Source organism: Mesorhizobium sp. P2_A8 (assembly GCF_056404935.1).
This window is the reverse complement of the sequence record NZ_JBFUDB010000002.1, coordinates 533335-558009: the sequence shown is the minus strand read 5'-3', so window position 1 is coordinate 558009 and position 24675 is coordinate 533335. Positions and strand designations below refer to the sequence as shown.

Annotated in this window: 26 protein-coding genes; 10 read left to right on the top strand and 16 right to left on the bottom strand. The window is 63.5% G+C overall.

Features of this window, described 5'->3' with window-relative positions:
* Positions 1 to 3: 3 nt before the first annotated feature.
* From nirD to AC1D10_RS09285, 9 genes are all read right to left on the bottom strand, one after another.
* Positions 4 to 339 carry a nitrite reductase small subunit NirD gene (nirD, locus tag AC1D10_RS09325; RefSeq protein WP_477270836.1) on the bottom strand — a complete coding sequence of 112 codons (336 nt, stop codon included), beginning with the start codon at positions 337 to 339 and terminating at the stop codon, positions 4 to 6.
* The gene (nirB, locus tag AC1D10_RS09320; protein WP_477270834.1) at positions 339 to 2789 is read right to left on the bottom strand and encodes a nitrite reductase large subunit NirB; all 2451 of its coding nucleotides are present in this window, start codon (positions 2787 to 2789) and stop codon (positions 339 to 341) included. Before nirB ends, nirD begins: the two co-directional genes overlap by 1 nt.
* 20 nt (positions 2790 to 2809) lie before the next feature.
* Complete coding sequence (locus AC1D10_RS09315) at positions 2810 to 4111, bottom strand: MFS transporter (RefSeq protein ID WP_477270832.1); 1302 nt, start codon at positions 4109 to 4111, stop codon at positions 2810 to 2812.
* Between the two features lie 58 nt (positions 4112 to 4169).
* Positions 4170 to 4367, bottom strand: a complete 198-nt coding sequence (locus tag AC1D10_RS09310) for a hypothetical protein (protein ID WP_477270830.1) — start codon at positions 4365 to 4367, stop codon at positions 4170 to 4172.
* A gap of 403 nt (positions 4368 to 4770) precedes the next feature.
* Positions 4771 to 5568: an ABC transporter ATP-binding protein gene (locus AC1D10_RS09305; protein ID WP_477270828.1), complete on the bottom strand. Its 798-nt coding sequence runs from the start codon at positions 5566 to 5568 to the stop codon at positions 4771 to 4773.
* A gap of 10 nt (positions 5569 to 5578) precedes the next feature.
* Complete coding sequence (ntrB, locus tag AC1D10_RS09300; protein ID WP_477270826.1) at positions 5579 to 6469, bottom strand: nitrate ABC transporter permease; 891 nt, start codon at positions 6467 to 6469, stop codon at positions 5579 to 5581.
* 79 nt (positions 6470 to 6548) lie between these two features.
* Positions 6549 to 7865: a CmpA/NrtA family ABC transporter substrate-binding protein gene (locus tag AC1D10_RS09295; protein WP_477270824.1), complete on the bottom strand. Its 1317-nt coding sequence runs from the start codon at positions 7863 to 7865 to the stop codon at positions 6549 to 6551.
* A 358-nt stretch (positions 7866 to 8223) separates the two neighbouring features.
* Positions 8224 to 9462 (bottom strand): CmpA/NrtA family ABC transporter substrate-binding protein, encoded by a 1239-nt coding sequence (locus tag AC1D10_RS09290; RefSeq protein ID WP_477270822.1) that lies wholly within the window; start codon positions 9460 to 9462, stop codon positions 8224 to 8226.
* Positions 9463 to 9464: 2 nt separating this feature from the next.
* Positions 9465 to 10067, bottom strand: a complete 603-nt coding sequence (locus AC1D10_RS09285; RefSeq protein ID WP_379098428.1) for an ANTAR domain-containing response regulator — start codon at positions 10065 to 10067, stop codon at positions 9465 to 9467.
* A 397-nt stretch (positions 10068 to 10464) separates the two neighbouring features.
* Between AC1D10_RS09285 and AC1D10_RS09280 the strand changes: the two genes are divergently transcribed.
* The 9 genes from AC1D10_RS09280 (at position 10465) to AC1D10_RS09240 (ending at position 18067) form a co-directional block, all read left to right on the top strand.
* The gene (locus AC1D10_RS09280; protein ID WP_477270819.1) at positions 10465 to 11514 is read left to right on the top strand and encodes a PilN domain-containing protein; all 1050 of its coding nucleotides are present in this window, start codon (positions 10465 to 10467) and stop codon (positions 11512 to 11514) included.
* Between the two features lie 2 nt (positions 11515 to 11516).
* A complete protein-coding gene (gspM, locus tag AC1D10_RS09275) occupies positions 11517 to 12116 on the top strand; it encodes a type II secretion system protein GspM (RefSeq protein ID WP_477270817.1) in 600 nt (199 codons plus the stop codon).
* Complete coding sequence (locus tag AC1D10_RS09270; protein ID WP_477270815.1) at positions 12113 to 12706, top strand: hypothetical protein; 594 nt, start codon at positions 12113 to 12115, stop codon at positions 12704 to 12706. The genes gspM and AC1D10_RS09270 overlap by 4 nt, the downstream gene beginning before the upstream one ends.
* Before the next feature lie 77 nt (positions 12707 to 12783).
* Positions 12784 to 13620 (top strand): hypothetical protein, encoded by an 837-nt coding sequence (locus tag AC1D10_RS09265; RefSeq protein WP_477270813.1) that lies wholly within the window; start codon positions 12784 to 12786, stop codon positions 13618 to 13620.
* The gene (locus AC1D10_RS09260) at positions 13617 to 15272 is read left to right on the top strand and encodes a GspE/PulE family protein (RefSeq protein WP_477270811.1); all 1656 of its coding nucleotides are present in this window, start codon (positions 13617 to 13619) and stop codon (positions 15270 to 15272) included. Before AC1D10_RS09265 ends, AC1D10_RS09260 begins: the two co-directional genes overlap by 4 nt.
* Positions 15272 to 16489: a type II secretion system F family protein gene (locus tag AC1D10_RS09255; RefSeq protein WP_477270809.1), complete on the top strand. Its 1218-nt coding sequence runs from the start codon at positions 15272 to 15274 to the stop codon at positions 16487 to 16489. The genes AC1D10_RS09260 and AC1D10_RS09255 overlap by 1 nt, the downstream gene beginning before the upstream one ends.
* Complete coding sequence (locus tag AC1D10_RS09250) at positions 16486 to 16956, top strand: GspH/FimT family pseudopilin (protein ID WP_477270807.1); 471 nt, start codon at positions 16486 to 16488, stop codon at positions 16954 to 16956. The genes AC1D10_RS09255 and AC1D10_RS09250 overlap by 4 nt, the downstream gene beginning before the upstream one ends.
* Complete coding sequence (locus tag AC1D10_RS09245) at positions 16953 to 17324, top strand: PulJ/GspJ family protein (RefSeq protein WP_477270805.1); 372 nt, start codon at positions 16953 to 16955, stop codon at positions 17322 to 17324. The genes AC1D10_RS09250 and AC1D10_RS09245 overlap by 4 nt, the downstream gene beginning before the upstream one ends.
* Entirely contained in the window at positions 17321 to 18067 is a 747-nt protein-coding gene (locus tag AC1D10_RS09240) for a PulJ/GspJ family protein (protein WP_477270803.1), read from the top strand. Before AC1D10_RS09245 ends, AC1D10_RS09240 begins: the two co-directional genes overlap by 4 nt.
* 7 nt (positions 18068 to 18074) lie before the next feature.
* Here AC1D10_RS09240 and gspG read toward each other — a convergent pair whose 3' ends face one another.
* The 3 genes from gspG to gspD are packed head-to-tail and all read right to left on the bottom strand — an operon-like array spanning position 18075 to position 21180.
* On the bottom strand, positions 18075 to 18560 hold the full coding sequence (gene gspG / locus AC1D10_RS09235) for a type II secretion system major pseudopilin GspG (protein WP_477270801.1): 486 nt from the start codon (positions 18558 to 18560) through the stop codon (positions 18075 to 18077).
* On the bottom strand, positions 18560 to 19054 hold the full coding sequence (locus AC1D10_RS09230; protein ID WP_477270799.1) for a prepilin peptidase: 495 nt from the start codon (positions 19052 to 19054) through the stop codon (positions 18560 to 18562). The genes gspG and AC1D10_RS09230 overlap by 1 nt, the downstream gene beginning before the upstream one ends.
* 2 nt (positions 19055 to 19056) lie before the next feature.
* The gene (gene gspD, locus AC1D10_RS09225) at positions 19057 to 21180 is read right to left on the bottom strand and encodes a type II secretion system secretin GspD (protein WP_477270797.1); all 2124 of its coding nucleotides are present in this window, start codon (positions 21178 to 21180) and stop codon (positions 19057 to 19059) included.
* A gap of 87 nt (positions 21181 to 21267) precedes the next feature.
* On the opposite strand from gspD, the gene AC1D10_RS09220 reads away from it, so the two are divergent.
* Positions 21268 to 21663, top strand: coding sequence for a KTSC domain-containing protein (locus tag AC1D10_RS09220; RefSeq protein ID WP_477270795.1), 396 nt, complete (start codon positions 21268 to 21270; stop codon positions 21661 to 21663).
* Here the strand turns inward: AC1D10_RS09220 and AC1D10_RS09215 are convergent.
* The 4 genes from AC1D10_RS09215 to AC1D10_RS09200 all read right to left on the bottom strand — a co-directional run bounded on the left by AC1D10_RS09215 (position 21653) and on the right by AC1D10_RS09200 (position 24644).
* Entirely contained in the window at positions 21653 to 22084 is a 432-nt protein-coding gene (locus tag AC1D10_RS09215) for a hypothetical protein (RefSeq protein ID WP_477270793.1), read from the bottom strand. The two genes, AC1D10_RS09220 and AC1D10_RS09215, sit on opposite strands and share 11 nt — an antisense overlap.
* A 596-nt stretch (positions 22085 to 22680) precedes the next feature.
* A complete protein-coding gene (locus AC1D10_RS09210) occupies positions 22681 to 23442 on the bottom strand; it encodes a methyltransferase family protein (protein ID WP_477270791.1) in 762 nt (253 codons plus the stop codon).
* A gap of 130 nt (positions 23443 to 23572) precedes the next feature.
* Positions 23573 to 24094, bottom strand: a complete 522-nt coding sequence (locus AC1D10_RS09205; RefSeq protein ID WP_477270789.1) for a prepilin peptidase — start codon at positions 24092 to 24094, stop codon at positions 23573 to 23575.
* A 1-nt stretch (position 24095) separates the two neighbouring features.
* Positions 24096 to 24644 carry a tetratricopeptide repeat protein gene (locus tag AC1D10_RS09200; protein ID WP_477270787.1) on the bottom strand — a complete coding sequence of 183 codons (549 nt, stop codon included), beginning with the start codon at positions 24642 to 24644 and terminating at the stop codon, positions 24096 to 24098.
* Positions 24645 to 24675 lie beyond the last annotated feature (31 nt).

The window sequence follows — 24675 nt, the reverse complement described above, 5'->3', positions numbered from 1 at the left end:
GGTTCAGGCCGCGCGGCTGGCCAGCGCTTCCAGCGCAATGAACAGACGCTCGCCCTCGACCCGCACCGGAATGGTGCGCACCGCGCCCTCGTCCGCGCCCAGTGCCTTGCCCGTCTCCAGCGAAATCACCCAGCTGTGCAAGGGACAGGTCACCGCCGTGCCGTGCACGATGCCCTGGCTGAGCGGCCCGCCCTTGTGCGGGCAATGGTCGTCGATGGCATAGACCTGATCGTCGGCGGTGCGGAAGATGGCGATCTTGCCTTCCGGCGTGTCGACGCAGCGCGCGCCACGGCGGGGGATGTCTGACAGCGAGCCTATCGATACCCAGTTCATCTCCATCACTCCGCCGCCTGCGCAAACCCGACCGAGGCCATCGGCCGGAACTCGTGCTTGTCCTTGCCGGACACGCGTTCCGACCACGGGTCGACCTGAGCGAATTTCTGGCTGAAGACGAAGCGATCGAAATAGGCCATGCGCTTCTCGCCATCGTCCATGATCTGGCGCTTGATCTCGGGGATCCCGATGCGCTTGGCCCATTTGTAGATGCGCTCGAGATAGCGGCCCTGCTCGCGATACATCTGCGTCAGCGCCACGATATGCTCCAGCGCCTCGTCCTCGGTCCTGACCAGGCCGAGCACTTCGGTGCCCTTGATGTCGAGACCGGCCGCCCCGGCGAAATGGATCTCGTAGCCACTGTCGACGCAGATGACGCCGACATCCTTGCAGGTCGCCTCAGCGCAGTTCCTCGGGCAACCCGACACCGCCATCTTGACCTTGGCAGGGGTCCACGAGCCCCACATGAATTTTTCGATGCGGATGCCGAGGCCCGTCGAATCCTGCGTGCCGAAGCGGCACCAGTCGGAGCCGACGCAGGTCTTCACGGTGCGCAGGCCCTTGGCATAGGCGTGGCCGGAGACGAAGCCGGCCTGGCCGAGGTCGGCCCACACCGCCGGCAGGTCCTCCTTGCGGATACCGAGCATGTCGATGCGCTGGCCGCCGGTGACCTTGACCATCGGAATCTCGAACTTGTCGACGACATCGGCGATGGCGCGAAGTTCGGCAGCGTTGGTAACGCCGCCCCACATGCGCGGCACCACCGAATAGGTGCCGTCCTTCTGGATGTTTGCATGGACGCGCTCGTTGATGAAGCGCGACTGGTAGTCGTCGGCATAGTCGTCCGGCCAGTCGCAGACGAGATAGTAGTTAAGCGCCGGCCGGCATTTGGCGCAGCCGCAGGAAGTCGTCCATTCCAGCTCCTGCATGACGGCTGGAATGGTCTTCAGGCGCTTGGCCATGATCAGGCGGCGCACTTCGTCATGGCCGAGCGTGGTGCAGCCGCACATCGGCTGCACGGCGGCCGGATTGTATTTGTCGCCGATGGTCAGCACCATCAGCTTCTCGACCAGCCCGGTGCAGGAGCCGCAGGATGCGGATGCCTTGGTGTGGGCGCGCACATCGTCGAGCGAGGTCAGGCCCTTGGCCGTGATCGCGCCGGTGATCTTGCCCTTGCATACGCCGTTGCAGCCGCAGATTTCCGCATCATCCGGCAAGGCTGCAACGGCCGCCATAGGGTCCAGCGGGGCACCCCCCTGGTAGGACTGGCCGAAAATGAGCGTGTCGCGCATCTCCGATATGTCGGTCTGCTTCTTCTTGAGGTCGTTGAACCAGGCGCCATCCGCCGTCTCGCCGTAGAGCACGGTGCCGATGATGCGGTCGTCCTTCAGCACCAGGCGCTTGTAGACGCCGGCCGCCGCATCGCGAAGCACGATCTCCTGGCGGTCCTCGCCCTCGGCGAAGTCGCCGAGCGAGAACAGGTCGATGCCGGTGACCTTGAGCTTGGTCGGCGTGTCCGAATGGACGAAGGCGGCAGCCCCGTCGCCGGCAAGCTGGCTGGCGGCGACGCGCGCCATTTCGTAGAGCGGCGCGACCAGCCCATAGACCTGGCCATTGACCTCGGCGCACTCACCGAGCGCGTAGATATCGGGATCGTTGCTGCGCATGCCGGCGTCGACGACAATGCCGCGATTAACGGCAATGCCGGCCTCCTTCGCCAGCGCCGCGTTCGGCCTGATACCGACAGCCATCACCACCAGCGTCGCCGGGATGACTGTGCCGTCGGCGAGCTCAATTTGCTCGACCTTGCCGTTGCCGGTGATCGCCTGCGTGTTGGCCTTGGTGATCACCTTGATGCCGCGCTGCTCCACCGCGCGCTGCAGGAGGTAGCCGGCGGCTGGATCGAGCTGGCGCTCCATCAGCGTCGGCATGACATGCAGCACGGTGACGTCCATGCCTTGCGAATTCAAGCCGGCTGCGGCCTCGAGCCCGAGCAGGCCACCGCCGATGACCACCGCCTTGGCCCGCGACTGGGCCGCCAGCATCATCGCCTGGACGTCGTCCAGGTCGCGATAGGTCAGCACGCCCGGCAGATTATGGCCGGGTACCGGGATGATGAACGGTACCGAGCCGGTGGCAATGACCAGCTTGTCGTAAGGCTCGGTCACGCCATGATCGGAGGTGACGGTCTTCGCGGCCCGGTCGATGGCGACGATCTTGTGGCCCTTGTAGAGGGTGATGCCATGCTTGATGTACCAGCCGTCGCCATGGATGATGATTTCCTCATAGGCCTTTTCGCCCGACAACACCGGCGACAGCATGATGCGGTCGTAGTTCACCCTGGGCTCGGCGTTGAAGATGGTGACCTGGTAGCGGCCGGGTGCCTTTTCCAGGAGATGCTCCAGCATGCGCCCGGGGGCCATGCCGTTGCCGATGATGACGAGTTTTTCGGTCATGGTCCTGATCCGCTCCAGTCTCACTCTGCCGCGTAGGAAAGGGCTGGAGCTTCGGCAGCCGCCACGCGCTCCATCCGCCGGATGCTGAAGTGCATCCAGGCAAAGCCGGCGACGACGATCACGAAGAGCAGCATGAAGCAGCTCGACCACAGGCCCGTGAGGTCGTTCAGCGCGCCGAAGGCGATCGGCAGCACAAAGCCACCGAGTCCGCCGATCATGCCGACAAGGCCGCCGACCGCGCCAACGCTGCCCGGATAGTAGGCCGGGATGTGCTTGTAGACGGCAGCCTTGCCGAGGCTCATGAAGAAGCCGAGGATGCTGGCGACGGCGATGAAGGCGACCGGCCCGATGGCGAAGTGGAAGGCGATCGGTCCGCTGGTGCCGTGCACGACATAGTCCGCGGGGGGCAGCGACAGGATCAGCGTGGCCACGGCCGACACCGCGAAGGTCCAATAGAGCACTGTGCGAGCGCCGATCCGATCGGAAAGCACGCCGCCATAAGCACGGAAGATGCTTGCCGGGATCGAATAGGCTGCGCCGATCATGCCGGCGGTCGCGAGCCCGAAGCCGTAGACACCGATCAGATAGCGCGGCAACCACAGCGATAGCGCCACGAACGCACCGAAGGCGAAGAAATAGTAGAAGGCGAAGCGCCAGACCTGCAGGTTCTTGAGCGGCGCGAATTCCTGCCAGAAGCTTCTCGGCGGTGCGACCTTGCCCGCGCGGCGCTCACGGATCACCGGATCGTCGCCGGTCGTGAACCAGAAAACGACGGCCATGACGACGAGCGCGGCTGCCCAGATCTGCGCAACCGACTGCCAGCCCCAGGCGAGAAGAACGAACGGTGCCAGGAACTTGGTGACCGCGGCGCCGACATTACCGACGCCGAAAATGCCGAGAGCCGTTCCTTGCTTGCCGGTGGGGAAGAAGCGCGAGACATAGGCGACACCAACGGCGAAGGCGCCGCCGGCGAGCCCGACGCCGAGCGCGGCGATCAGCATCTGCCCATAGGTATGCGCAAAAGCGAGCAGAAAGGTCGCGACCGCCGCTGCAAGCATGGTCGCCGTGTAGACCAGCCGTCCGCCGTACCGGTCGGTCCAGATGCCGAGCACCATACGCACGAGCGAGCCGGTGAGGATCGGCGTGCCGACGAGCAGGCCGAACTCCGTCTCGTTCAGCCCCAGCTCCTGCTTTATGCGCACGCCGATGATTGAAAAGATCGTCCACACCGCGAAGCAGACGGTGAAGGCGATGGTGGACATCGTGAGTGCCTGCCGGGAAGCATTGTCCTGGCTCGGCGCGGCTGGGAGATTTGCGGTCATTGTCAGGCTCCGGATTGCGGCGTGGGAGGCACCGCCCTTGTCTCTTCGTTCGCGAATGTCAGCGGTGCGGTATCGGCGAAATTGTTGAAACCGACCTTTGCGCGAACACGTCGAGACCCTTGCCGTCAGTCTTGGCGCCCGCGGGAAAGAGGAGGAGCGCGGCGGTGAACAGCGCCGCCGTCAGCGCGCTGCTGGCCAGGAAATCGCGGCGCGTGAAGTCCGCGAGGGACGCGCCAGTTCCGATCCGTTTCGTCATCGTCGTCTCCGGTTGGGCGCCGCTTGGGACCAGCGCCGTCGTTTGCGTGTTCGGTCAAAACAAAAAAGCTGCCGGCCAGGCCGCACGCGTCCCTCCATCCGGGATCGCGCATTGACCTGAGCGGCAGCTTTGCCTGTAGCGCCCGCCATTGGACGCCGTGTCACTTGGCCCTACGGACCTACGTTCTCAAAAGCAGGAAGCGTGCCAATTGGACAGCGCTCTGAATTATCGAATGAAATCAACGTGAACCGCAGCCGAACGACGTTCGACCAAGCCCGGCGACGGTTCAAAGATTAATCAGAATGCCTTGCACGGCAGCATAATATTTGTGCAATGCGATAGACTGCCCATTGCCGATGCAGATTGCCAATTGCCGATGGTGAAGTGTCTGTCGCTCATGATGCTATTCCGCGGCTTCGACGAAGCGGTGGCGTTCGTAGAGGAACTTCAGTACCGCCTCGCGGCAGCGCAGGAAGGTGCGGTCCGAAGAGAGTTCGACGCGCCGGCGCGGACGGGCGAGCGGCACCGCAAGCACCTCGCCGATGGTTGCCGCCGGGCCGTTGGTCATCATGACGATGCGGTCGGAGAGCAGCACCGCCTCGTCGACGTCGTGGGTGATCATGATCGTCGTCGAGCCGAGCCGTGAATGGATGTCCATCACCGCGTCCTGCAGATGGGCGCGCGTCAGCGCGTCGAGCGCGCCGAACGGCTCGTCGAGCAGCAGGATCTTCGGCTCCATGGCCAGCGCCCGGGCAATGCCGACGCGCTGCTTCATGCCGCCCGAGATTTCCGCCGGGCGCTTGTCCCTGGCATGCGCCATCTGCACGAGGTCGAGATTGCGCATGATCCAGTCATGCCGCTCGGCCTTGCTTTTGCTGCGGCCGAAGACTTTCGACACCGCCAGGTTGATGTTCTCGTAGACGGTCAGCCACGGCAAAAGGCTGTGGTTCTGGAACACCACGGCGCGTTCGGGTCCGGGGCTGTCGACCTCCTTGTCCTCGAGCAGCACGGCGCCGGCGGAAACCTTGGTCAGGCCGGCGATCAAATTGAGCAAGGTCGACTTGCCGCAGCCGGAATGGCCGATGATGGAGACGAATTCGCCCTTGTCGATGGTCAGCCTTATGTCTTTCAACACCTCGCTGACCTGATTGCCGCGGGCAAAGGTTTTGTCGATATGGTCGAGTTTCAGATAGGCCGTCATCGCCCTCTCCTCACTTTGCCGTTGTGCCGCGGGTGACGAAGGCGCCGACCGCCGCGACCAGGCGGTCGAGGCAGAAGCCGGTGACGCCGATATAGGCGAGCGCGACGATGATGTCGGGCAGCCGCGACGAGTTCCACGCGTCCCAGATGAAGAAGCCGATGCCGACGCCGCCGGTCAGCATTTCAGCGGCGACGATGGCGAGCCAGGACAGGCCGATGCCGATCCGCAAGCCGGTGAAGATGTAGGGCGCCGCCGCCGGCACCATGATCCTGGCGAAGAACTCGAACTGGTTGAGCTGCAGGATGCGTGCGACGTTGCGGTAATCCTCGGGGATGTTGCGCACGCCGACGGCGGTGTTGATGATGATCGGCCAGATCGAGGTGATGAAGATGACGAACAGCGCCGACGGGCTGGAATCGCGAAACGCCGCCAGCGACAGCGGCAGCCAGGCCAGCGGCGGCACGGTGCGCAGGATCTGGAACACCGGATCGAGGCCGCGCATCGCCCAGATCGACTGGCCGACCAGCGCGCCGAGCGCGACGCCGACGATCGCCGCCAGGCCAAAACCGATGGCGACGCGCTGCAGCGAGATCAGCACCCGCCACGCCAGCCCGATATCCTGAGGGCCATTGTTGAAGAATGGATGCGCGATCAGGTCGTAGGCCTCGTTCCACACCTGGCTCGGCGGCGGCAGGCTGGCGGTCGGCGACGAGCAGGCGATCTGCCAGACGATCAGCATGAGGGCAATGACGATGGCCGGCGGCACCAGCGCACTCGCCAGTTTGCCGGCGATCACGATCGGATCGAAGCGGCGCCGCGCCTTGACGGTCAAGGCGATGACCTCCGCTGGCTTGGCCGGAAACGCTTTCACCGTTGTGTCCTCGATTGCCTGGATCGACATGTCTGGGAAAACTCCGTGGGGCAGGTCCTGGATCGGAATTGAAGGCGGCAAGCGGCGCCATGGGCGCCGCTTGCGCCGACTATGCCGAGGCCTTGATTTTCAGGCTGTCGAGATAGGCGGACGGGTTGGCCGGATCGAAGATCTTGCCGTCGAAGAAGGTCTCGACGCCGCGCGACGAGGACGCCGGAATGTCGGCTGCCGCGACCCCGAGGTCCTTGGCCGCCTCGCGCCAGAGATCCTCGCGGTTGACCTGATCGACCAGCGCCTTGATGTCGGTGGTCGGCGCGAACTTGCCCCAGCGGATGTTCTCGGCAAGGAACCACGAGTCATGGCTCTTGAAGGGGTAGGACACGCCGCCCTTCCAGAACTTCATGTAGAGATCGGTTCCGGTGGCGACGCGGCCATTGCCGTAGTTGATGTCGCCCTTGAGGCGGCCGATGATGTCGGCGACAGGCACGTTCATCCATTGCCGCTTGCCGATGATGGCGGCCATCTCGTCCTTGTTCTCCTTGGCCTCGCACCATTGCTGGGCCTCCATGACGGCCATCAGGATGGCCTTGGTGGCGTTCGGGTATTTGTCGATGAATTCGGCGCGCAGGCCGAGCGCCTTTTCGGGGTGACCCTTCCACACTTCGCCGGTCGTGGCGGCGGTGAAGCCGACGCCCTGGTGTACGAGCTGCTCGTTCCACGGCTCGCCGACGCAGAACACGTCCATGTTGCCGACCTTCATATTGGCCACCATCTGCGGCGGCGGCACGACGATGGTCGAGACATCCTTGTCGGGATCGATGCCGCCGGCGGCCAGCCAGTAGCGCAGCCACAAATCATGGGTGCCGCCCGGGAAGGTCATGGCAGCCTTGACCTCCTTGCCGGCCGCCTTCTTGGCGGCGAAGGCTTCTTTCAGCTTCGAGGCATCGAGACCGACGCCGGTGCCGGCATATTCCTGGGCGACCGAAATGCCCTGGCAGTCGTAGTTGAGCCGCGCCACGATCGCCATCGGCATCGGCTGGTTGTTCTGCGTCACCTTGCCGGTGTGCATCAGGTAGGGCAGCGGCGTCAGGATATGCGCGCCGTCGATGCCGTTGGCAGCACCCCCGAGCATCAGATTGTCGCGCGTCGCGCCCCAGGAAGCCTGCTTGAGCACCTCGACATCGGGCATGCCGTATTTGGCGAACAGGCCCTTCTCCTTGGCGATCATCAGCGGTGCGGCATCGGTCAATGCGATGAAGCCGAGCTTGGCGCCGGTGACTTCCGGCGCGGTCGTGGCGGCGTAGGCGCCAGAGGGGAAGAGCTTGCGGGCCGCCATGAACAGCCCCGCCGTCAGCGCGCTGCTGGCGAGGAAATCGCGACGCGTCATGTCCTTGAGTATCGTTCCAGTTCCGATCCGTTTCGTCATCGTCGTCTCCCGTTGGGCGCTGCTTGGGATCAGCGCCGTCGATTGCGTGTTCGGTCAAAACAAAAAAGCCGCCGGCCAGGCCGCGCGCGTCCGTCCATCCGGGATCGCGTGTTGACCTGAGCGGCAGCTTTGCCTGTGGCGCCCGCCATTGGACGCCTGTTCCGTGACCCGAGAAGAGTCTGCTTATTACAAAGCAGGAACCGTGCCAGTTTCGCAATGGATAACAAAAATCAATGAGATCAACGACATGTCACAATCGTCAGTGCGCCGGCCCGCCGGGCGAGCAAGCCAAAGATTGTTCATTAGCGCAGGTGCACGCACAATTTTTGTGCAATGCACAAGAATGGCGCGGAAATGATCAGGCTTCCGCGCGGACCGATTTCTGGCCGGCAATATAGGCGTCGATCTCGTCGGGATCGAAGATCTGGCCGTCGAAGAAACCATCGGGACCGAGCACCAGGCTTGCCCCCGCTGAACCGACCGGAGTCGCGGCCTTCAGCGCGCCCTCAACCTTGGCATTGGCGCCGGGAAGTGCGACGCCAAGCGGCTTCAGCGCCGAACGGTAGAGGTCGGGACGGTAGCAGTCGCGGGCAATGGCGAGATTGTCCGGCGTGTGTTCGACATGCCCCCAGCGGACCATCTGCGTGTAGAACCACAGCGCATGGCTCTTCCAGGGAAAGTTCGCCGCCTTGTCGAAGGGCAGGAAGAAGTCGTCGATGGTCCGCTCGGCGCCACCGCCCAACTCAAGGCGTCCCGTCAAGATCGGCATCTGGACTGCCGGCGGCAGGCCGAGCAAGCCGGGCTGCGCCATCACCGCGGCCAGTTCGCCATGGTTGGCCGGATCCTGGCACCAGCGCGCCGAGTGGTGCAGCGCGCGCAGCAGTGCCGCCAGCGCCTCGGGGTTCTGCTCGGCCCAAGCCTTGCGCACGCCGATCACCTTCTCCGGGCTGTTGCGCCACAACAGTGCCTTCACGGTGACGATATGGCCGGTGCCGGCGGCGACCGAGGCGCTGTTCCAGGGCTCGCCGACGCAGTAGCCGTCGATGCGGCCAGCGGCCAGCGCGTCGGCCATGAAGGGCGGCGGCACGATGACGATCTCGATCTCGCGCTGTGGATCGATGCCGCAGGCGGCGAGCCAGTAGCGCAGTTCGTAATTGTGCCCGGAATGCGGATGCACCACGGCGAAGCGCAGCGGGTCGTGGCCGGCCACTGCACGCTCACGGATGAGCGCGCCAAGTGCGGCACCGGCGCGCGCCGGATCGAGATCGGGCGCAGCACCATGCCCTGCCATGCCGGCCCAGACGGCGTTGGAAATGGTGACGCAATTGCCGCCGAGACCGAGGGAGAACGGCACGATGGTCTCGGAGGCGAGCGGCGTCAGCCCGAGATTGCAGGCGAGCGGCATCGGACCCAGCATGTGCGCGAGATGGAAGTGGCCGATGGCGATACGGTCGCGGATGTTGGCCCAGGACGTCTCGCGGTGCAGCGTCAGGTCGATGCCTTCCCGCTCGGCGAAACCGAGTTCGCCGGCCGCGACCAGCACGGCGCTGTCGAACAGCGGCATGAAGCCGGCGGTGATCTGATGCCTGGCGCCCATGCTCATTCGTCCTCCGCCGGTCCCAGCAGCCCGGCGGCGGTCACCAGGCTCTGGGCGATGTCGCTTATCTTGCGGTTCTGGTTCATCGCCGTCTTGCGCAGGAGCGTGTAGGCGGCCTCTTCGCTCAGGCCGCGCGACTTCATCAGGATACCCTTGGCGCGATCGATCACCTTGCGGCTCTCGAGTTCGCTGCGCGCCTCTTCGAGTTCGCGCGCCATGCGTGAAAAGGCGTTGAAACGGCTGACCGCCATGTCGAGGATCGGCTTGACGCGCTCCTGCCGCAAGCCGTCGACGACATAGGCTGAAACGCCGGCATCGACCGCCGCCTCGATCGAGGCCTGGTCGGAGCGGTCGACGAACATGGCGATCGGCCGCTTCACCGCGCGCGACAGCTGGAACATGTTTTCCAGCATGTCGCGGTTCGGATTTTCGAGGTCGATGACGATGACGTCGGGCTGGATCTCGGCGATGCGCCGCGCAATGCCGGTCACGTCATGGACGACGGTGACCCGCTCATGGCCGGCCTCCCGCAACCCCGCCTCGATGATCGCGGCGCGGATGCGGTTTTCATCGATCACCAGGACGGCGAGTGCGGTTCGAACCATGCCCTGCATTGTCACCAAGCGAACGAATTGTGCAATGCGGGATGATCCAAAGCTCGCAACATTCGCCGAGCATGGCGATGGTTTTGCCGGCCTGCACCTCATGGGCGTTCTGCTTGTTGAACAGGCCTAGCGCGGCATCTGGGGCACCCGCAACTGCTGCAGCGTCAGCCTGGACAGCCGCTCACCTTGGCGCGGTCAGCGCTTTGGGCGGGTGTTGTCGCGCTCTCCGGTGCCAAAATCGCGGCACGGATCGGTTTCACGTCAGCCCATCCGCAACAAAACCTGTGGCTAATCCCCCCTCCCCGCCTTCGCGAATATCCGCATCACCTCAGCATTTGTAGTAGTCTCAGCCTGAAAATCTCGGCTGAGAATCAGCCGGGGTGGCGGGCGGCTGGTTGTGGCGACACTCAACGCGCAGGTTCTGGATTTTTTCGACTGGTGGCTCGATGAGTTGCGAGGCGTCTGGTCGCGGGTCGCGCCCAGGCAAAAGCAATCTTCCACAGGCGATTGGATCGTCAGCCTGGCGGACGACGGCATCCGCGCCCGCGAGGCCAACGGGCCGGAGTTCCAGTCGATCCCGCTGGCGCTCACGGCGTCCTCGGACGAGATCCTGGCGCTTCTCCAGGGCGGGCCTCGGCGCAAGCGGCCGAGCTTCGACATCGCGATCCAGCCCGGGCTGTTCCTGACCCGGCAACTGGCGGCGCGGCGGCTGCCGCTTCGGCAGGCGCGCGACATGGCCGAGCTCGACCTTCTAGCCTCGACGCCGATCGACCCGACGCAGGTGCATGTCGTCTTCGCCAGGCAGGTCGGGCAGGACTGCGTCTACCATGTCGTCAAGGCGAAGACGCTTGCCGCGGTCCTTGACACGGTTCGCCGGGCCGGCGGGTCGGTCCGCTGCCTGACGCTGTCGCAACCGGAGAGCACGCTGCGGGCCGATCCGCTCAGCCTCGCCGCCATCTGGCCACCGACCGCGCGTGACCGGCGCGCCAGGACCGTCTGGGTGACGGCCTGTTCGATGCTGGCCGGGGCAGCGCTCGTCACCTTCGCGCATGCGCATTGGCGCACCTGGCAGGCCGGCGCGGAACTCGACGCGCAGATCGCCGACGCACAAGTATTGGCCAAGGCGGCACGCACCGCGCTGCAGAAGCGCCAGACCGGTATCGAGCAGATTGAAAAGATCCGCACCGAAAAGAAAACGACGGCGTCGCTGGTGCGCGTCTGGGCCGAGCTGACGCACCTGCTTCCCGACTCAGCCTGGCTGACCGATCTGTCGGCCAAGGGCGACGACCTGACCATCACTGGGTTTTCCGCTTCCGCCGCCGAGCTGATCAAGCCGATCGACGCATCGCCGCTGTTTTCGGCGCCCGAATTCGCCTCGCCGGTGGTCAGGGTTCCCGGCCAGGACGGCGAACACTTCACCATTTCGGCAAAGATCGGAGCGCTCTGACCATGCTCTCCGCCATCCTCAACACCAGCCCGCTGGTCCGTCGCCTGATAGCGCTCGCCCTCGCGGCGGTGACGGCCTGTGTCCTGGCCTGGGCAGTGCTCGCGGGGCTCGACAGCGTCGCCTCGGCGCAAGCCGGGATCGAGGAAAAGCGGGAGCTTCTCGGCCAGTTGCAAAGCGTGGCGGCATTGGCAAAGCGCCTCGACAGCGCCGTCAGCCCGGTGGTGGCGGCAAATCCTGAGTTTCTCACCGGCGAAAGCGAAGCGATCATTCGCGGTGGGCTGCAAACCCGACTGAACACGATAGCCACTACCAATGGGGTGAATGTGCTATCGGCCGGCAATGCGCCGCTGTTGAGCGAGGCCGGCGTCGATTACATCGGGCTGCGGGCAAACCTTTCGGGGCCGCTGGAAGGCATTCACAACGCCATTCTCGCCATCGAAACGTCGTTGCCGGTGCTGTTCATTCGCGAGGCCACGCTGCGCACGACCGATGTCGGGCCGGTCGCAGGGCGCAGCGGAGACCCCGAGATTTTTGCCGAGATTCTGTTTTACGGCCCGCTGCAAACGGCGGTGGCGCCGGCGCCCGGCGGGGTCAAACCATGACCGGGAAATTCGCCGCCCTGGCGATTGCGGGTCTGATCGCGGGCCTCGTCCTGGTCAATGTCGCCCTTTACGACACGCCGGTCGACATCTCACCTGTCGCTTCCGGCAAGGGACATGACGGCGGCGTGGCTTCGGCGACAGGATCGCTGCAATTTCCAGAGGGTGGCGATTTCAGCGAGACGTTCCAGCGGCCGCTGTTCACGCCGACACGCCGGAAATTCGTGGCCCCGCCGGCCGGGCCGCCGCCGGTCGAGGTTGTCGCGGCCGCCGTCGAACAAGCACCGTCACCCCCCGAGGCCCCGCCCGCCGCCGCGCCTTCGCTTCTGGGCATCAGCATTCACGGCGGGGCGGCGAAGGCCCTGCTGCGCGTCGCCGGCAGCGAAGCCGCGATCTGGTACGGCAGTGGCGAGACCGTCGACGGCTGGACGGTGTCGGCGATCGACAAGGATCAAGCCGTGCTGGAGCGCAGCGGCAAGGTGGCGCGGGTCCCGCTCTATCCACCATGGAAGAACGCCCCGCCGCCCCCCCCAAATGCTCAGCTACCAGCCCCGAATGTCCCGCTGCCAGCCCCGAATGAACCGCAGCTATGAGCGACCGCCACGAAAGCCCAGACACAGCCGGTGAAAGAGCGAGCAGCGGCTTTTCGCTGGTCGCCGTGCTGGTGTTCATGCTGATCGTCTCGGCAATCGTCGTCCCCTTCGCCGTGACCGCGAAAACGCGGCTGATGATCGCCAACAACGAGGTCGAGCAGGAACGCCTGTCGCTGCTTGCCGAAGGCCTGGGCAATGTGGTTGCGAGCGAATTGGTCGGTGGCTCGGGGGCGAAAACATTCCCGCTGGATTCCACACCCGCGGCGTGTCGGGAGGGAGACTTCAGCTTCGATGTCCGCGTCCAGGATCATGACGGGCTGATCGACCTCAATGCCGCGGACGATCAATTGCTGGCGCTTGGTTTCGCATCGCTCGGCTTCGAGCGGGAGAGAGCCCAAGCCTTGGCCAAGGCCGCGATCCGGTTTCGTGACAATGCCACGCTGTTGGCTGGCCAGCCCCAATCCAGAAGCCCTGTCGGACCGCCCGAAGACAAGCTGGCGCCGTTCGAATCGGTTTCCGAACTGCAGGAGTTTTCAGCACTTGCGTCGACGCCCTTGCAGACCCTCCACGCTGTTTTCACGGTCAACTCGGAGCGCGGCACGATCAGCGCCGATCGTGCGCCGAACCGTCTTCGCGCTGCTCTTGCCGGCAGCAGCAGCGCGTCGGTCACTGAAGCGGCGGCCGATGCATCGGCCTACACGGTCGACGTGGTGGTAAGACGCGACGAATCCGGCATCACAGGCGAAGCCGGGTTCATCATCAAGAGGTCTCCGGTCAGCCCCACGGCATTCCGGCGCGTCTCCCGGAGCCCGGTCACCGACCCTGGCACGCTGCCAGCCATCGCCGCCATCGCCGACTGTGAGGTGCTTTTCGGCACTGAGGCGGCGCAGCTCCTGCGCGGGTGGAGCTCATGAACGCTTCTTCGCAGCCCCTTGGCCAGACCCAGGGGATCGAAGCGTTTCTTGCCTTTCTCGAGGGTGAGAAAGTGCTGACCGCGCATGCGGCCCAGCGCGCTCTGGGGGCATCGCGAACATCCGGGCACCCGTTCGATACGGTGATGACCGAACTCGGCCTGATCGGCGAGCAGGAGCTTGCCAACAGCCTCAGCCGCTACCTCAACGCACCGACGCCGGTCGAGATTCCCGAACAGGTCAGCCCCGAAATGCTGGCAGGCGTGCCGCTGACCTATCTGCGCGAAAACGCGATCCTGCCGCTGCAGATGGATGCCGAGCGGCTGGTTGTCGCCGTGGCCGATCCGTTCTCGTCGGCAACCATCGACGCGCTCGCCTTTCACTATGAGCGGACACTGGCGCTGCGCATATTGCCAAGGCGCACGATTGGCGAATGCATCGACCGCATCGAGCAATCGGTCATGGCGGCCGTTGCAAATGGCGGCAACGGCGGCGAGACCCTGGATTTCGGCCCCGACGACCTCGAACGGTTGAAGGATTTTGCCCGTGAGGCGCCGATCGTTCGCTTCGTCGCCGAGACAATCCACAAGGCGGTCGATGCGAGAGCCACCGACATTCACATCGAGCCGCTCGAGGATCACGTCCGCATTCGCTTCAGGCATGACGGCATGCTGTCCACCGTCGACACCGCATCGATTGCGATGCTGTCCGGCATTTCCACCCGCATCAAGATCCTGTCGCGGCTCAACATTGCCGAACGCCGCTTGCCGCAGGATGGACGCATGCGCATTGCCGTGCGCGGCCGCGACATCGACCTGCGCGTCTCGGTCATTCCGTCGATTCACGGCGAAGCCATCGTGCTTCGAATTCTCGACCGCGCCGGGGTCGAATTGCGGTTGGAGAAACTGGGTTTCGACGGCGCCGCGCAAGCGAAAATCCGCAGCATGTCGCAAGCCGCCAACGGCATCGTGTTGATCACCGGGCCGACCGGAAGCGGCAAGACGACGACGCTCTATTCCATCCTCGCCGAGCGTTCGCGACCGGATGTCAAGATTTTCACCGTCGAGGACCCGGTCGAGTACCGGATGGCCGGCATCACCCAGCTGCAGGTCAATCCGGCGATCGACCTCGACTTTGCCGCTGCCCTGCGTTCTATCCTGCGGCAGGACCCCGATATCATCCTGCTCGGTGAGATTCGCGACCGCGAGACGGCGCAAGTCGCGGTCCAGGCCGCCCTGACCGGCCATCTGGTGTTTTCGACACTCCACACCAACAGTGCGGCGGGGGCGCTCACGCGCCTTCGCGATATGGGCATCGATGGCTATCTGCTCGGCGCGACGATCCGAGGCGTCATCGCACAGAGGCTGTTGCGTCGCATCTGCCCGACCTGCCACGGCGCGGACCAGACCGTTACAGCCTGCCGCACCTGCAACGGCTCCGGCTACAGCGGGCGCACGGTGACCTACGAAATGCTGCAGGTGTCGCCACGCATCGCCGAGCTTATCGACCAGGGTGCCGGCGAAATGGAGATCGGGAAAATTGCCGCCGAAGACGACCTCGTGCCGATGTCCGTCCACGCAACCGCACTTGCCCGATCGCAGATCACCACGATGGACGAAGTCCGGCGTGTCATCGATCTCGCAGGAGGCGGCTGATGCCGGCCTTTGCCTATCGAGCCTATCTCGTCGACGGTAGCACCGAGACCGGCGTTCTCGATGCTTCGACCAAGCAGGAGGCCGCCCGCAAACTGGCGCAGCAGGGCCGCCGCTCCTATCATCTTGCCCCGGTGAACGGCGAGAGGCAGCAGCTTCGCCTGCCGGGGCGCAGCGCGCTGACTTTTACCCGCAGGGTCGATCTCAGCCGTCTGTTTTCCGAGCTCTCGGTGCTTCTGAACGCCGGTTTCACTGTCGATCGCGCCTTGAGCGCGGTTATTTCGGGCGAACCCAACCACCAGCGCCGCCAACAGCTGCAATCGGTGCTCGATCACACGACAGGCGGCCGGCCGGTCGCCGAAGCATTCGCCGGCATGCCGGGCATCACCTCCGACGTTGCCGCCTTGCTCGCCAGCGGCGAGCGCAGCGGCAAGATGGCCTATATATGCCAGCGGCTGGCTGATACGTTTGAGGCGACAGCCAAGCGCCGTGCGGCAATCGTCGAGGCTTTGGCCTATCCGGCTTTCCTGCTGCTGGTCATGAGCGGTGCGCTGGTCATTCTGGCGACGGTTCTGGTGCCGGCACTGGAACCTATCTTCGAAGGCTCATCCGCCCCAAAGCCGTTCACCATGACCATGCTTTCGGCGCTCGGCACGGTATTCAGGGACTATCCGTTCGTCTTCCCGCTGGGGGCGGTCCTGGCCCTGCTTTCCTATCTTTTGCTGTCCCGGTCCGCCGACGCCAGAAAACGCCTGTCGCATTGGCTGTTGAAGATTCCGCTGATCGGCCCGCTGGTCAAGGATGCGGTGATCGCGCGCTATCTGGAAACGCTTGCGCTGCTGCTCGGCAATGGCGTGGCGATGACCGAGGCGCTTGGCCTGGCCGCCAAGGTTTCCAGGCAGAGCTCACTGGCGGCGAGCTTTGCAACGATCGAAGAAACCGTCGCGAACGGCGCCCGCCTGCATGGCGCGATCGTCAAGGCGGGGATTTTCGACAACGCCACGATGTCGCTGGTCTCGCTGGGCGAAGAGGCGAATGCACTTCCGGTGGTGCTGGATCGCGCCGCGAAAATGCTTCAGCTGACGCTGTCGCGGAGGATCGACACGGTGCTGAAGCTGTTGACGCCGGCGCTGACGATTTCGCTCGGTTTTCTCGTCGGCAGCCTGGTCATTTCAGTGATGACTACGATCCTCAGCATCAACGACCTGGCGCTGCAATGATAGCGCCGGGAGCCACCGCGCCGGCGGACGCAACGGCCGGATTCACACTGGTCGAAATGCTGGTCGTGCTGGCGATCATGGCCCTTGTCGCGGCGATAGCCGCACCGGGGCTCGTCAGCAATTATCGGACCAAGAACGTGGAGACGCTGGCCGGCGAGATCACCATGCGGCTGCGCCTGTCGCGCACATCGGCAATCGCCACCGCCAGGCCGAAGCAGGTCGTTGTCGATCTCGGCGCTCGTGTCATCCGTTTTGGCGAGCGAGACATCGTCACCCTGCCGGACGACGTCAAAATGACGGTCGTCACCGGCCAGGAGACTGTCGTCGCTGGCCGGCAGACGGTCCTGACCTTCCTTCCTGACGGCAGCGCTTCCGGCATGGATATCGCCCTGCAGCAAAAGGGACGGACCGCGCGCATCGCCGTCAACTGGCTGACCGGGCTTCCAACGTGGCGCGCACTGCCATGACAGCGCCATCGTCGCGAGCCTCCTCCGAAGACGGGTTCTCGATCCTGGAGATGATCGTCGCCATGACCATTCTGGCGCTTGTGCTGGGCATCGCCAGCCAGTCGATCGTGCTGGCGAGCCGCAGCATCGCCGCGGCCAAGCGCCAGGTCGAAGCCGCCAGGACCGTCCGTATGATACTGGCCGACTACGAAGCCCACGTCCAACCCATGGCGCAGACCACGACGCAAACCGGCTGGACCTTGAAGACCCGCACGATGGACGTGTCGAAGGCAAAGGTAACCGCTGTTCTCATCGAGAAGACCGGTGGAGCGTTTCCAGGCAGGCCGTTTTTGACCTTCGTGCCCGTGCAGGACCCGGCGCGCCGATGAACGGCCTGTTCTCTCGCGCTCGCTCGAAGGTCCACGCCGATCGCGGACGGTGGCGTCTTTCGGGCGCCCCTCCGCTCGGCCGCAAATCGCCGCCGGGACCATCGGTGTCGGTTGAGGGTTTTGCCCTCATCGACGTGTTGGTCGGACTGGCCCTGATCGGCGTGATCACATCGCTGATGATGGTCTTCCTGAGCCAGGCCCGAACGGTGGTGCGTATTGAAAAGGCAACCGAATTCCAGATGGAGGTCGACGCCGCATCGCGGTTTCTTGAAACCGCGATCAGCCACGCCGAGCCATTGCCACTGTCCAAGTCGTCGCCGGACATGGTGCTTTATCTCAACGGCGACAGTGCCCGGATCGAATTCAACGCCGTTCAGGCGATCGGCTTCAAATCCTCCGCACTGCGCGAAATAGCTGTTTCGCTTGGCGATGGTGGCCAGGCCGGAGGCGCGCTGGCCATTGTCCAGAAGACACGGCGCGGCAGCGGAGCCGGCACGTCGATGCAGAGCCAACCGGTGCGGCTGATCGGCGGTGTGAGTGCCATGAAATTCGAATATCTCGACGGTTCGGCGGCGGCCTCATCGTGGTCGCCGAGCTGGAATGTGCCACGGCGCCTGCCCGCCGCCGTGCGGTTCACCATCTCGGTTCTGCGGGATGGTGCGGCCTATTCGGCGAGAGGTTTTGCACGCCTCGACCTGGCAAATGCCCAGGTGCAGCCGCGCACCTCGTTCCTGTCGGAATGAAATCCGGTCAGTTGGTGACGTCCTGGTCTTCGCCGGTTCCGTCCGGCTTCCCGTCTTTGCCAAAGGTGCGGATGATCACGCCGCTCGCGTCGGCCTTCACTTCGTACGAATAAGGCCTCCCCCACGGATCCTTCAAGCCGGTTGTTCCCTTGAGGTAGGGGCCATTCCAGCGCGCTTCGCCGGCGGGCGCCGTGACCAAAGCCGAGAGCCCCTCTTCCGCGGTCGGGTATTTCGCGTTGTCGACATAGTAGAGTTCGAGCGCACTTTCGATGTTGCGAATTTGCGCCTTGGCCGCATTGGTCCGGGCCGAGCCGAGATAACGCAGGACCTGTGGCGCGGCGAGCGTCGCGATCAACGCGATGATGGCCAGCACGACCAGGAGCTCGACCAGGGTGAAGCCGCTTTCGCGATCGTCGCGTTCGCCGACAGATTTTCTGGCGCGCCCTTCGGACGCGTGTTTGTCTGAAGGTTTGATAAAGCGCAGAGTGATCATCAGAGCAGTCCCATGTTCAAACCGGCAAATTGCTCCAGCGCCCAGCTGCAGCCGAGGCCGATGGCGACAAACGGACCGAAGGCGACGCGGGCCCGCGCCGCCGCAGGCCCTGTCGCAAGCACTTGCCCGCCGACGAACAGCAAAGCGCTGGCGCTGGCGATGAACAGCAGCACAGGCAGCAGCAGCGGGCTGATCCAGCATGCGGCGGCGGCGAGCATCTTGACGTCGCCGAGGCCGAGACCGATCCTGCCGGTCATCAGGAAATGACCGCGTCGGATCAGCCAGGCAGCGGCAAAAGTCGCGGCGGCGAACAGCAGCCGCACGGGGACGCCGTCTGCGTCTGTCGCCATCTGGTAGCCAAGGCCGACGCCAGCCAGAGCCAGGTTGAGCCCGTCCGGGATGATCTGCCTGCGGAAATCGGCAATTGAAATGGCGACGAGAATAGCCGCCAGGGCGACCGTCGCAGCCAGCACCAGAGATGGGTGCGTAGCCATCGTCAATACGCCAGCCTCTTCAGATCCTGTTGCAGCTTGGTGCCGCCGCGCCGCTTCTGGATCGGTGTCTGCAGGCTGATCTTGCCGCGGAATTCGTCCGTCACTTCGCGGGCTTCGTTGATGTCACGGACCACATGCGGCCTGATGAAGATGATCAGTTCGGTGCGTCCGATGCTGTCCGTCTTTTGCTTGAACGCGTTGCCGATAATCGGGATATCGCCGAGGATAGGCACTTGCGTGCGGTCGACATTGTTGCGCGACTGGATGAGACCGCCCAGCGCCAGGCTCTCGCCATCGTTGACCAGGACGCGGGTCTGGATCTTGCGCTGCTGGATGGTCGGCGAATCGATGCCGGAGCTGGTCGTCTTGGTCACATTGCTGACCTCCTGCTCGATGTCGAGCATGACCCTGCCGGCATTGTTGATGCGTGGCGTCACCGTCAGGATGACGCCGGTGTCCTTCATCTCGACCGAAACGACCGGCGAGCTGCCGAGCGTCTGGTCCACCACTTGCCGTGTGGCGATCGGCACCTGGTCGCCGACCTGCAATATCGCTTTCTGGTTGTTCAGGGCCATGATGGTTGGCGCCGAGATGACATTGACGTCTGTGATGCTGGACAAGGCGTTCAGCGTTACCTGGATATTGTCGGTTGCGTAGCTCCAGTTGAAGCCAGGCAGTGCTGCCGCGGCAACTCCCTTTGCCACGTCGGACACCGAGATCTTCATGCCACCATTCTCGAAGAACCAGCGCAGGCCGTATTTCAGGTCGTCGTTGAGCGTGACTTCGGCGATGACGGCTTCCAGCATGACTTGCGTCGGCAGCACGTCGACCTTGGTCAGGATCTGCTCGATGCGTTCATAGTCGCGCGCCGTGGTCTGGATCAGCAGCGCATTGTTTTCGATATCGGCGACGACCGTGGCGTGGGCGGGAGGCTGTCCGTCCTGCGCGGGCAGCGAAGGCGAAGGCCCGGTCAACGGCACCGGCGTGACGCCGTCCGACTGCATGGCGATCGGTGTCTGGTCGGGCGACACGCTCGAGCCACCCGAGTCTCCTTCGGTCTTCACCGTGGTGCCGAGAACGGAGCTCAGCACCGCGGCCAGTTCCTTGGCTGGACGGTTCTGGATCTGGTAGACGAAGAGCTGGTTTTCATTGGTCTCGGCCAGTCTGTCGAGCTTGTTGATCCAGGTCGCGGCACGGGCGAGATAGGCGGGGCGCGACGTGATCACCAGCACCGAATTCAGCCTGTCGTTGGGAATGAACTGGATGAGCTTGGCGCCCGGCCCGTCCTTGGTACCGAAGATCGAATCGAGTTCGGCGGCAACCGCTTCCGGCTTGGAGGTCTTCAGCGGATGAAGCGCCACGGACATGCCGCGCATCCAGTCGACGTCGAACACCGAAACCGCTTCGCGAATGGCATTGAGGTCGCTGTCGTTGCCGGCGACGGTGATCAGGTTGCGGGTGGAATCGACCCGCAGCACCGAGCCCTGGCGGGTAATCGGTTCGAGAATGGTTTTCATTTCGTCGGCGGCGATGAATTGCAGCTGCAGCACCTGCACCTTGACGCCGGGGCCCGACGGCGAAACTGACGGCACGCTGACCGGCGGCGTGCTCGACATGATTTCGGAAAGCGGCACGACCTGGTAGGTGCCGGCGCGGTTGGTGATGCCGGCACCGTTCACCGCGAGCGCCGATTGCAGGATGTCGACCAGCGCATCCTTCGACACTGGCTGCGAGGTCTGCAGCGTCACCGTGCCTTGCACGCGCGGGTCGACGATGTAGTTGAGGTGCAGCGCGTCGCCAAGCACGGCCTTGGCCGCCTCGGTAATCGGCGCATTGACCAGATTGAGCTCGAACTGGCCCGAGCCGTCGGTCGTCACCTTGGTGACAGGGGCGCCGGAGGAGACGAATTGACCCGAGCCCTGATACTGCGCACCGTTGAAGCGCTGCGCCTGGCCGGCGGCCGACGTGACGGCGCCATGCCCGGTATATCCCGCCCGCAAGGGCGAGTTCTTGGCGTGCAGGCTGTCGATGGTTTCGGTGAAGAAGTCCTTGCCCGGCGCCGACGTGCAGCCAGCAATCGCCAGCAGCGTGCACAACACGACGCGATGACACGGCTTGATCGACATTCACCCGATTCCCCTAGGTTTTTAGTCTAGGGCTTCTTGCAAGCGGATGTTTGGAATGATGGGGGTATTCGGGGTCTATCCACAGGGATGGTGGCGAAGGGCGGGGACAGTAGAACTGCGGAACTTGACCACTTCTGGCGGGTTTATCCGGTTGATCATCGGGTGCCAGAAATGCCGTCGACCGTGATCCAAAACACCAGATACGATCCGGCAACCAGAACGCTCTCCGTCTGGTTTGTGCCGAGCGGCAATCGCTGTGACTATGAGGATGTTGCCCCGGCGACCTATGCCGCTTTCAGAAAAGCCTCCTCAAAGGGCCGTTTCTTCAACGAATGCATTCGGGATCGCCACAGATATCGTCGTTTGGGGGAAAAGCAGGAAGCCGGCGGATCGAGTGTTTTAGGGCTACAGTCCCGACAGCTTCCAAGCAGAGGTCGGGTGAGGACACGTGCCGATCCTCACCTCGACCAACTCAGAACATGATCCTTTGCCTCAACCACGCAAGGAAACCGTTTCCTTCAACTGTTGCGCGAACTCGTTTGGCAGCCCAATGCGCTTTCATGGTAGCGCCGACATGGCAATCGCAGACGATCTCGTGCAGTTGCCAGTCGCTCAGTTTGAAGAAACGCCTGGCCTCGCCATACGTGTCATCTTTCAGGCCCGACGCGCGCAATACCGGGTCGTCGAAGGCAACGGCAATTGCTGATCCGTCCCCACGCAAGCTGGCACGTTCTTCCATGTGCAAATATTCGGTACCTGTAAACGCGGCAACGCATCGCTCGGGGTGTTGCTCGAGAAGTTCGGCCCAGCGCTCGATACGCTGGTTCCGTGTCATTGCCGAATACGCCGCCGAAGATTCAATCTTGGCGACCGCATGCAGTTCATCGAGTGTCTGGTGTTTCATGGCCGGCTCCTGTTCGAGAGGGAAACGCCCACGCCTTCAAGCAAATTATCGCGCGCTGATGCTTCGACAAGAGCCGGAAGCCGCAGCAAGAAACCTATATTCGACACCGTTCAGGCCGGGTCGGCTGCGATCATGAACACCTACCCGGCGGTCATGGCAGAGCCGGTAGCGCAGCCCCGGGTCAGTTGCCAGGTCGTCGCCGCAACACCGATGGCACCCTGACATTGGTCATCCAGACAACAAGCTGGATTGATTGGCCATCGTCGGTGCGCCGATCAAGATCTTTGTGTTCTTGATTTTCGAATGAAGCCCACCGGCGCAAAGCGCCGCTGCGCGCCCGCGCCGTCTCACGAGGAGACCGAGCGCCGGCAGACTGGAGAGTCTGGTGAGCGCGAGCCTGCCGGCGCTCGGTGGTCGCAGCGCCCGGGGGGGTTGGGGTGTTTTTGGGGCTGCGGCCACAGTACGTTAGCACAAGCTAATATAGAGGTATATGGCCATTTTGCTGGCTAATCCCGGCATCGCCGGCTTGATGAAGGCGCGTCTTGCGGTGCTTCAGATCACCGGGCCAGAGTATTCGCAGGCGCGGCGGCGTTCGATCACCGAAATGAAGACAAGGAAGGAAACAGCATCGGCGTCCGACGCTTGTAGGACTCGTATTCGGGGAAGGCCGATTGCAGGACCTTTTCCTCGTTGACCAGCCGCCGGTATTGGAAGGTGAGAGCAATCGCGCAAATTGCGACCGTTATCCACGTCGGATTGCGCAGCACTATGCCCAGCACGACAATTGCTTCGCATGCGTACAGTGGGTGCCGCACGAAGCGGTATGGCCCTGCTGTGACAAGCCGCCTGGCCTGGGCGGAGATGCTGAACGATCTGCCGAGCCACCACAGGCACCAGATGCAAAGCGCAAAACCGCCGAGGATGATGAAGTCCGCAACCAATTCAAGCTGCGGAAGGATCTGGACACGAGGGACAACGACCAAAGTTACCGTGGCAAAGCATCCGATCAGCGCCGCGATTCGAGGTTCAAGTCCCTGCGCTGTCTTCACCGGCGGAAGACGCGTCACGGTTGAAAAAACCATGAGCACCAGGAAGCCGAGAGAGGCAACGTCCGCCGCGAAGTCGACGCTGGATGCTGTCGTCCACACAATATCGCGCAGAACCAATATCAGAGCCGCCACCTTGATGACCGCGCCGAACGCGAAGTAAAATGTCAGCGTTGCGCGACCAATAAAGTCACGCATCGCTGGTGGCGGAAGCAAGCGCATGGATCGCTGAAGAATGCCGTCCTGGACACCTTCCGGCGGCGTCTCAGAGCGAACGGATATGCGATCCCCTTCAGAATTGGAAATGTTCATTTGGAGCCCCACCGACAAGATGCAATCCAAGCATTTTGCCGGTCCCACGGCAAGTTATTGGTTCCCAAAAGGTTAATCTGGGTATCAAAGCTTCGGCGAAATCAACGTGTGATCTTGTGAATCACAACGGTCAGGCAAATAGACTGCCAGGGGCGACAAAACTTACGATCTGGAACACGATCGTACATATCGACGCCAGGGAAATCGGCACTCCAAACGGCACAACACCTTTGCGATCCAAATGCTGAATGTACACGCGGAAGGCGCCTTCCGGCAGTAGCGTTGGGTTTTTCACGACGAGCGCCGTGACGAGAGCAAAAAGCAGCATCAGAAAGGAAAAGACGACGAGCGCGCTGCCACCGATCAGAAAAGGCACGGTCGCCATCAGCTTGATATCGCCGGCGCCAACCTTGTGCAGCGCCCAGAAAGGCAAGAGCGCGACAAACAAGAGAAGCCCGGCAGCGGCACTCAACCCCATGTCCAACCAGGATCCGGACTGCAGCGACAGCAGCAACTGCGACCCCGCCCCCAGGCAGAGCAGCAGCAGCACGTCGCGATTGGCTATCTGCTGGGTGGTGAAGTCGAGCCACCCAATCCTTGCCAGCAGGGGGATCGCGAGCGCCATCAGCAGCAGCGATTCGACAAGCAGCATGCTAGCGTTCGATATTCTGCACGCTCGACGACAAAAGCTTCAGATTGTTGGCCACTGTCGGATCTTTGGGCGCCAGTTCATAGGCTTTGAGGAAATTCGCGCGCGCGTCCTGCAGCTTGCCGCGAAGCAGGTAGGAATAGCCGATATTGTTGTAATATTCCGGCGTCGCGCCAAGCAGCTTGAAGGCTCGGGCATAGGCTCGATCGGCGAGGTCGAAGCGATGAATCCGGTCGCTACAGGCGGCCAACCCCATCCACGCGTTACCGTCATTAGGCGACAGTTGCGTCGCCTTGAAGAACAAGGCGCCGGCATTGCCGTAGTTTTCCGCGCGGAACTGGTTCTTGGCTTCGGCCACGGCCTGGTCCGAGGCGTAATATTCGACGTCGCCGACCGTCTTCAGCCCGTCGAAAGCATCGCCGAAGGACGTCACGTCGCCTTTCGACGGCTCGTTGGTGCGAACGACACCATCGAGGCTGTCGTTCGTTTGACAGCCGGCAAGGGCCATCAAAAACAGACTGGCTACGACTGCGAGGCGCATTGGCCCTGTCATTTTGTCCCCCAAGAGCTTGTCCCCACGAGCC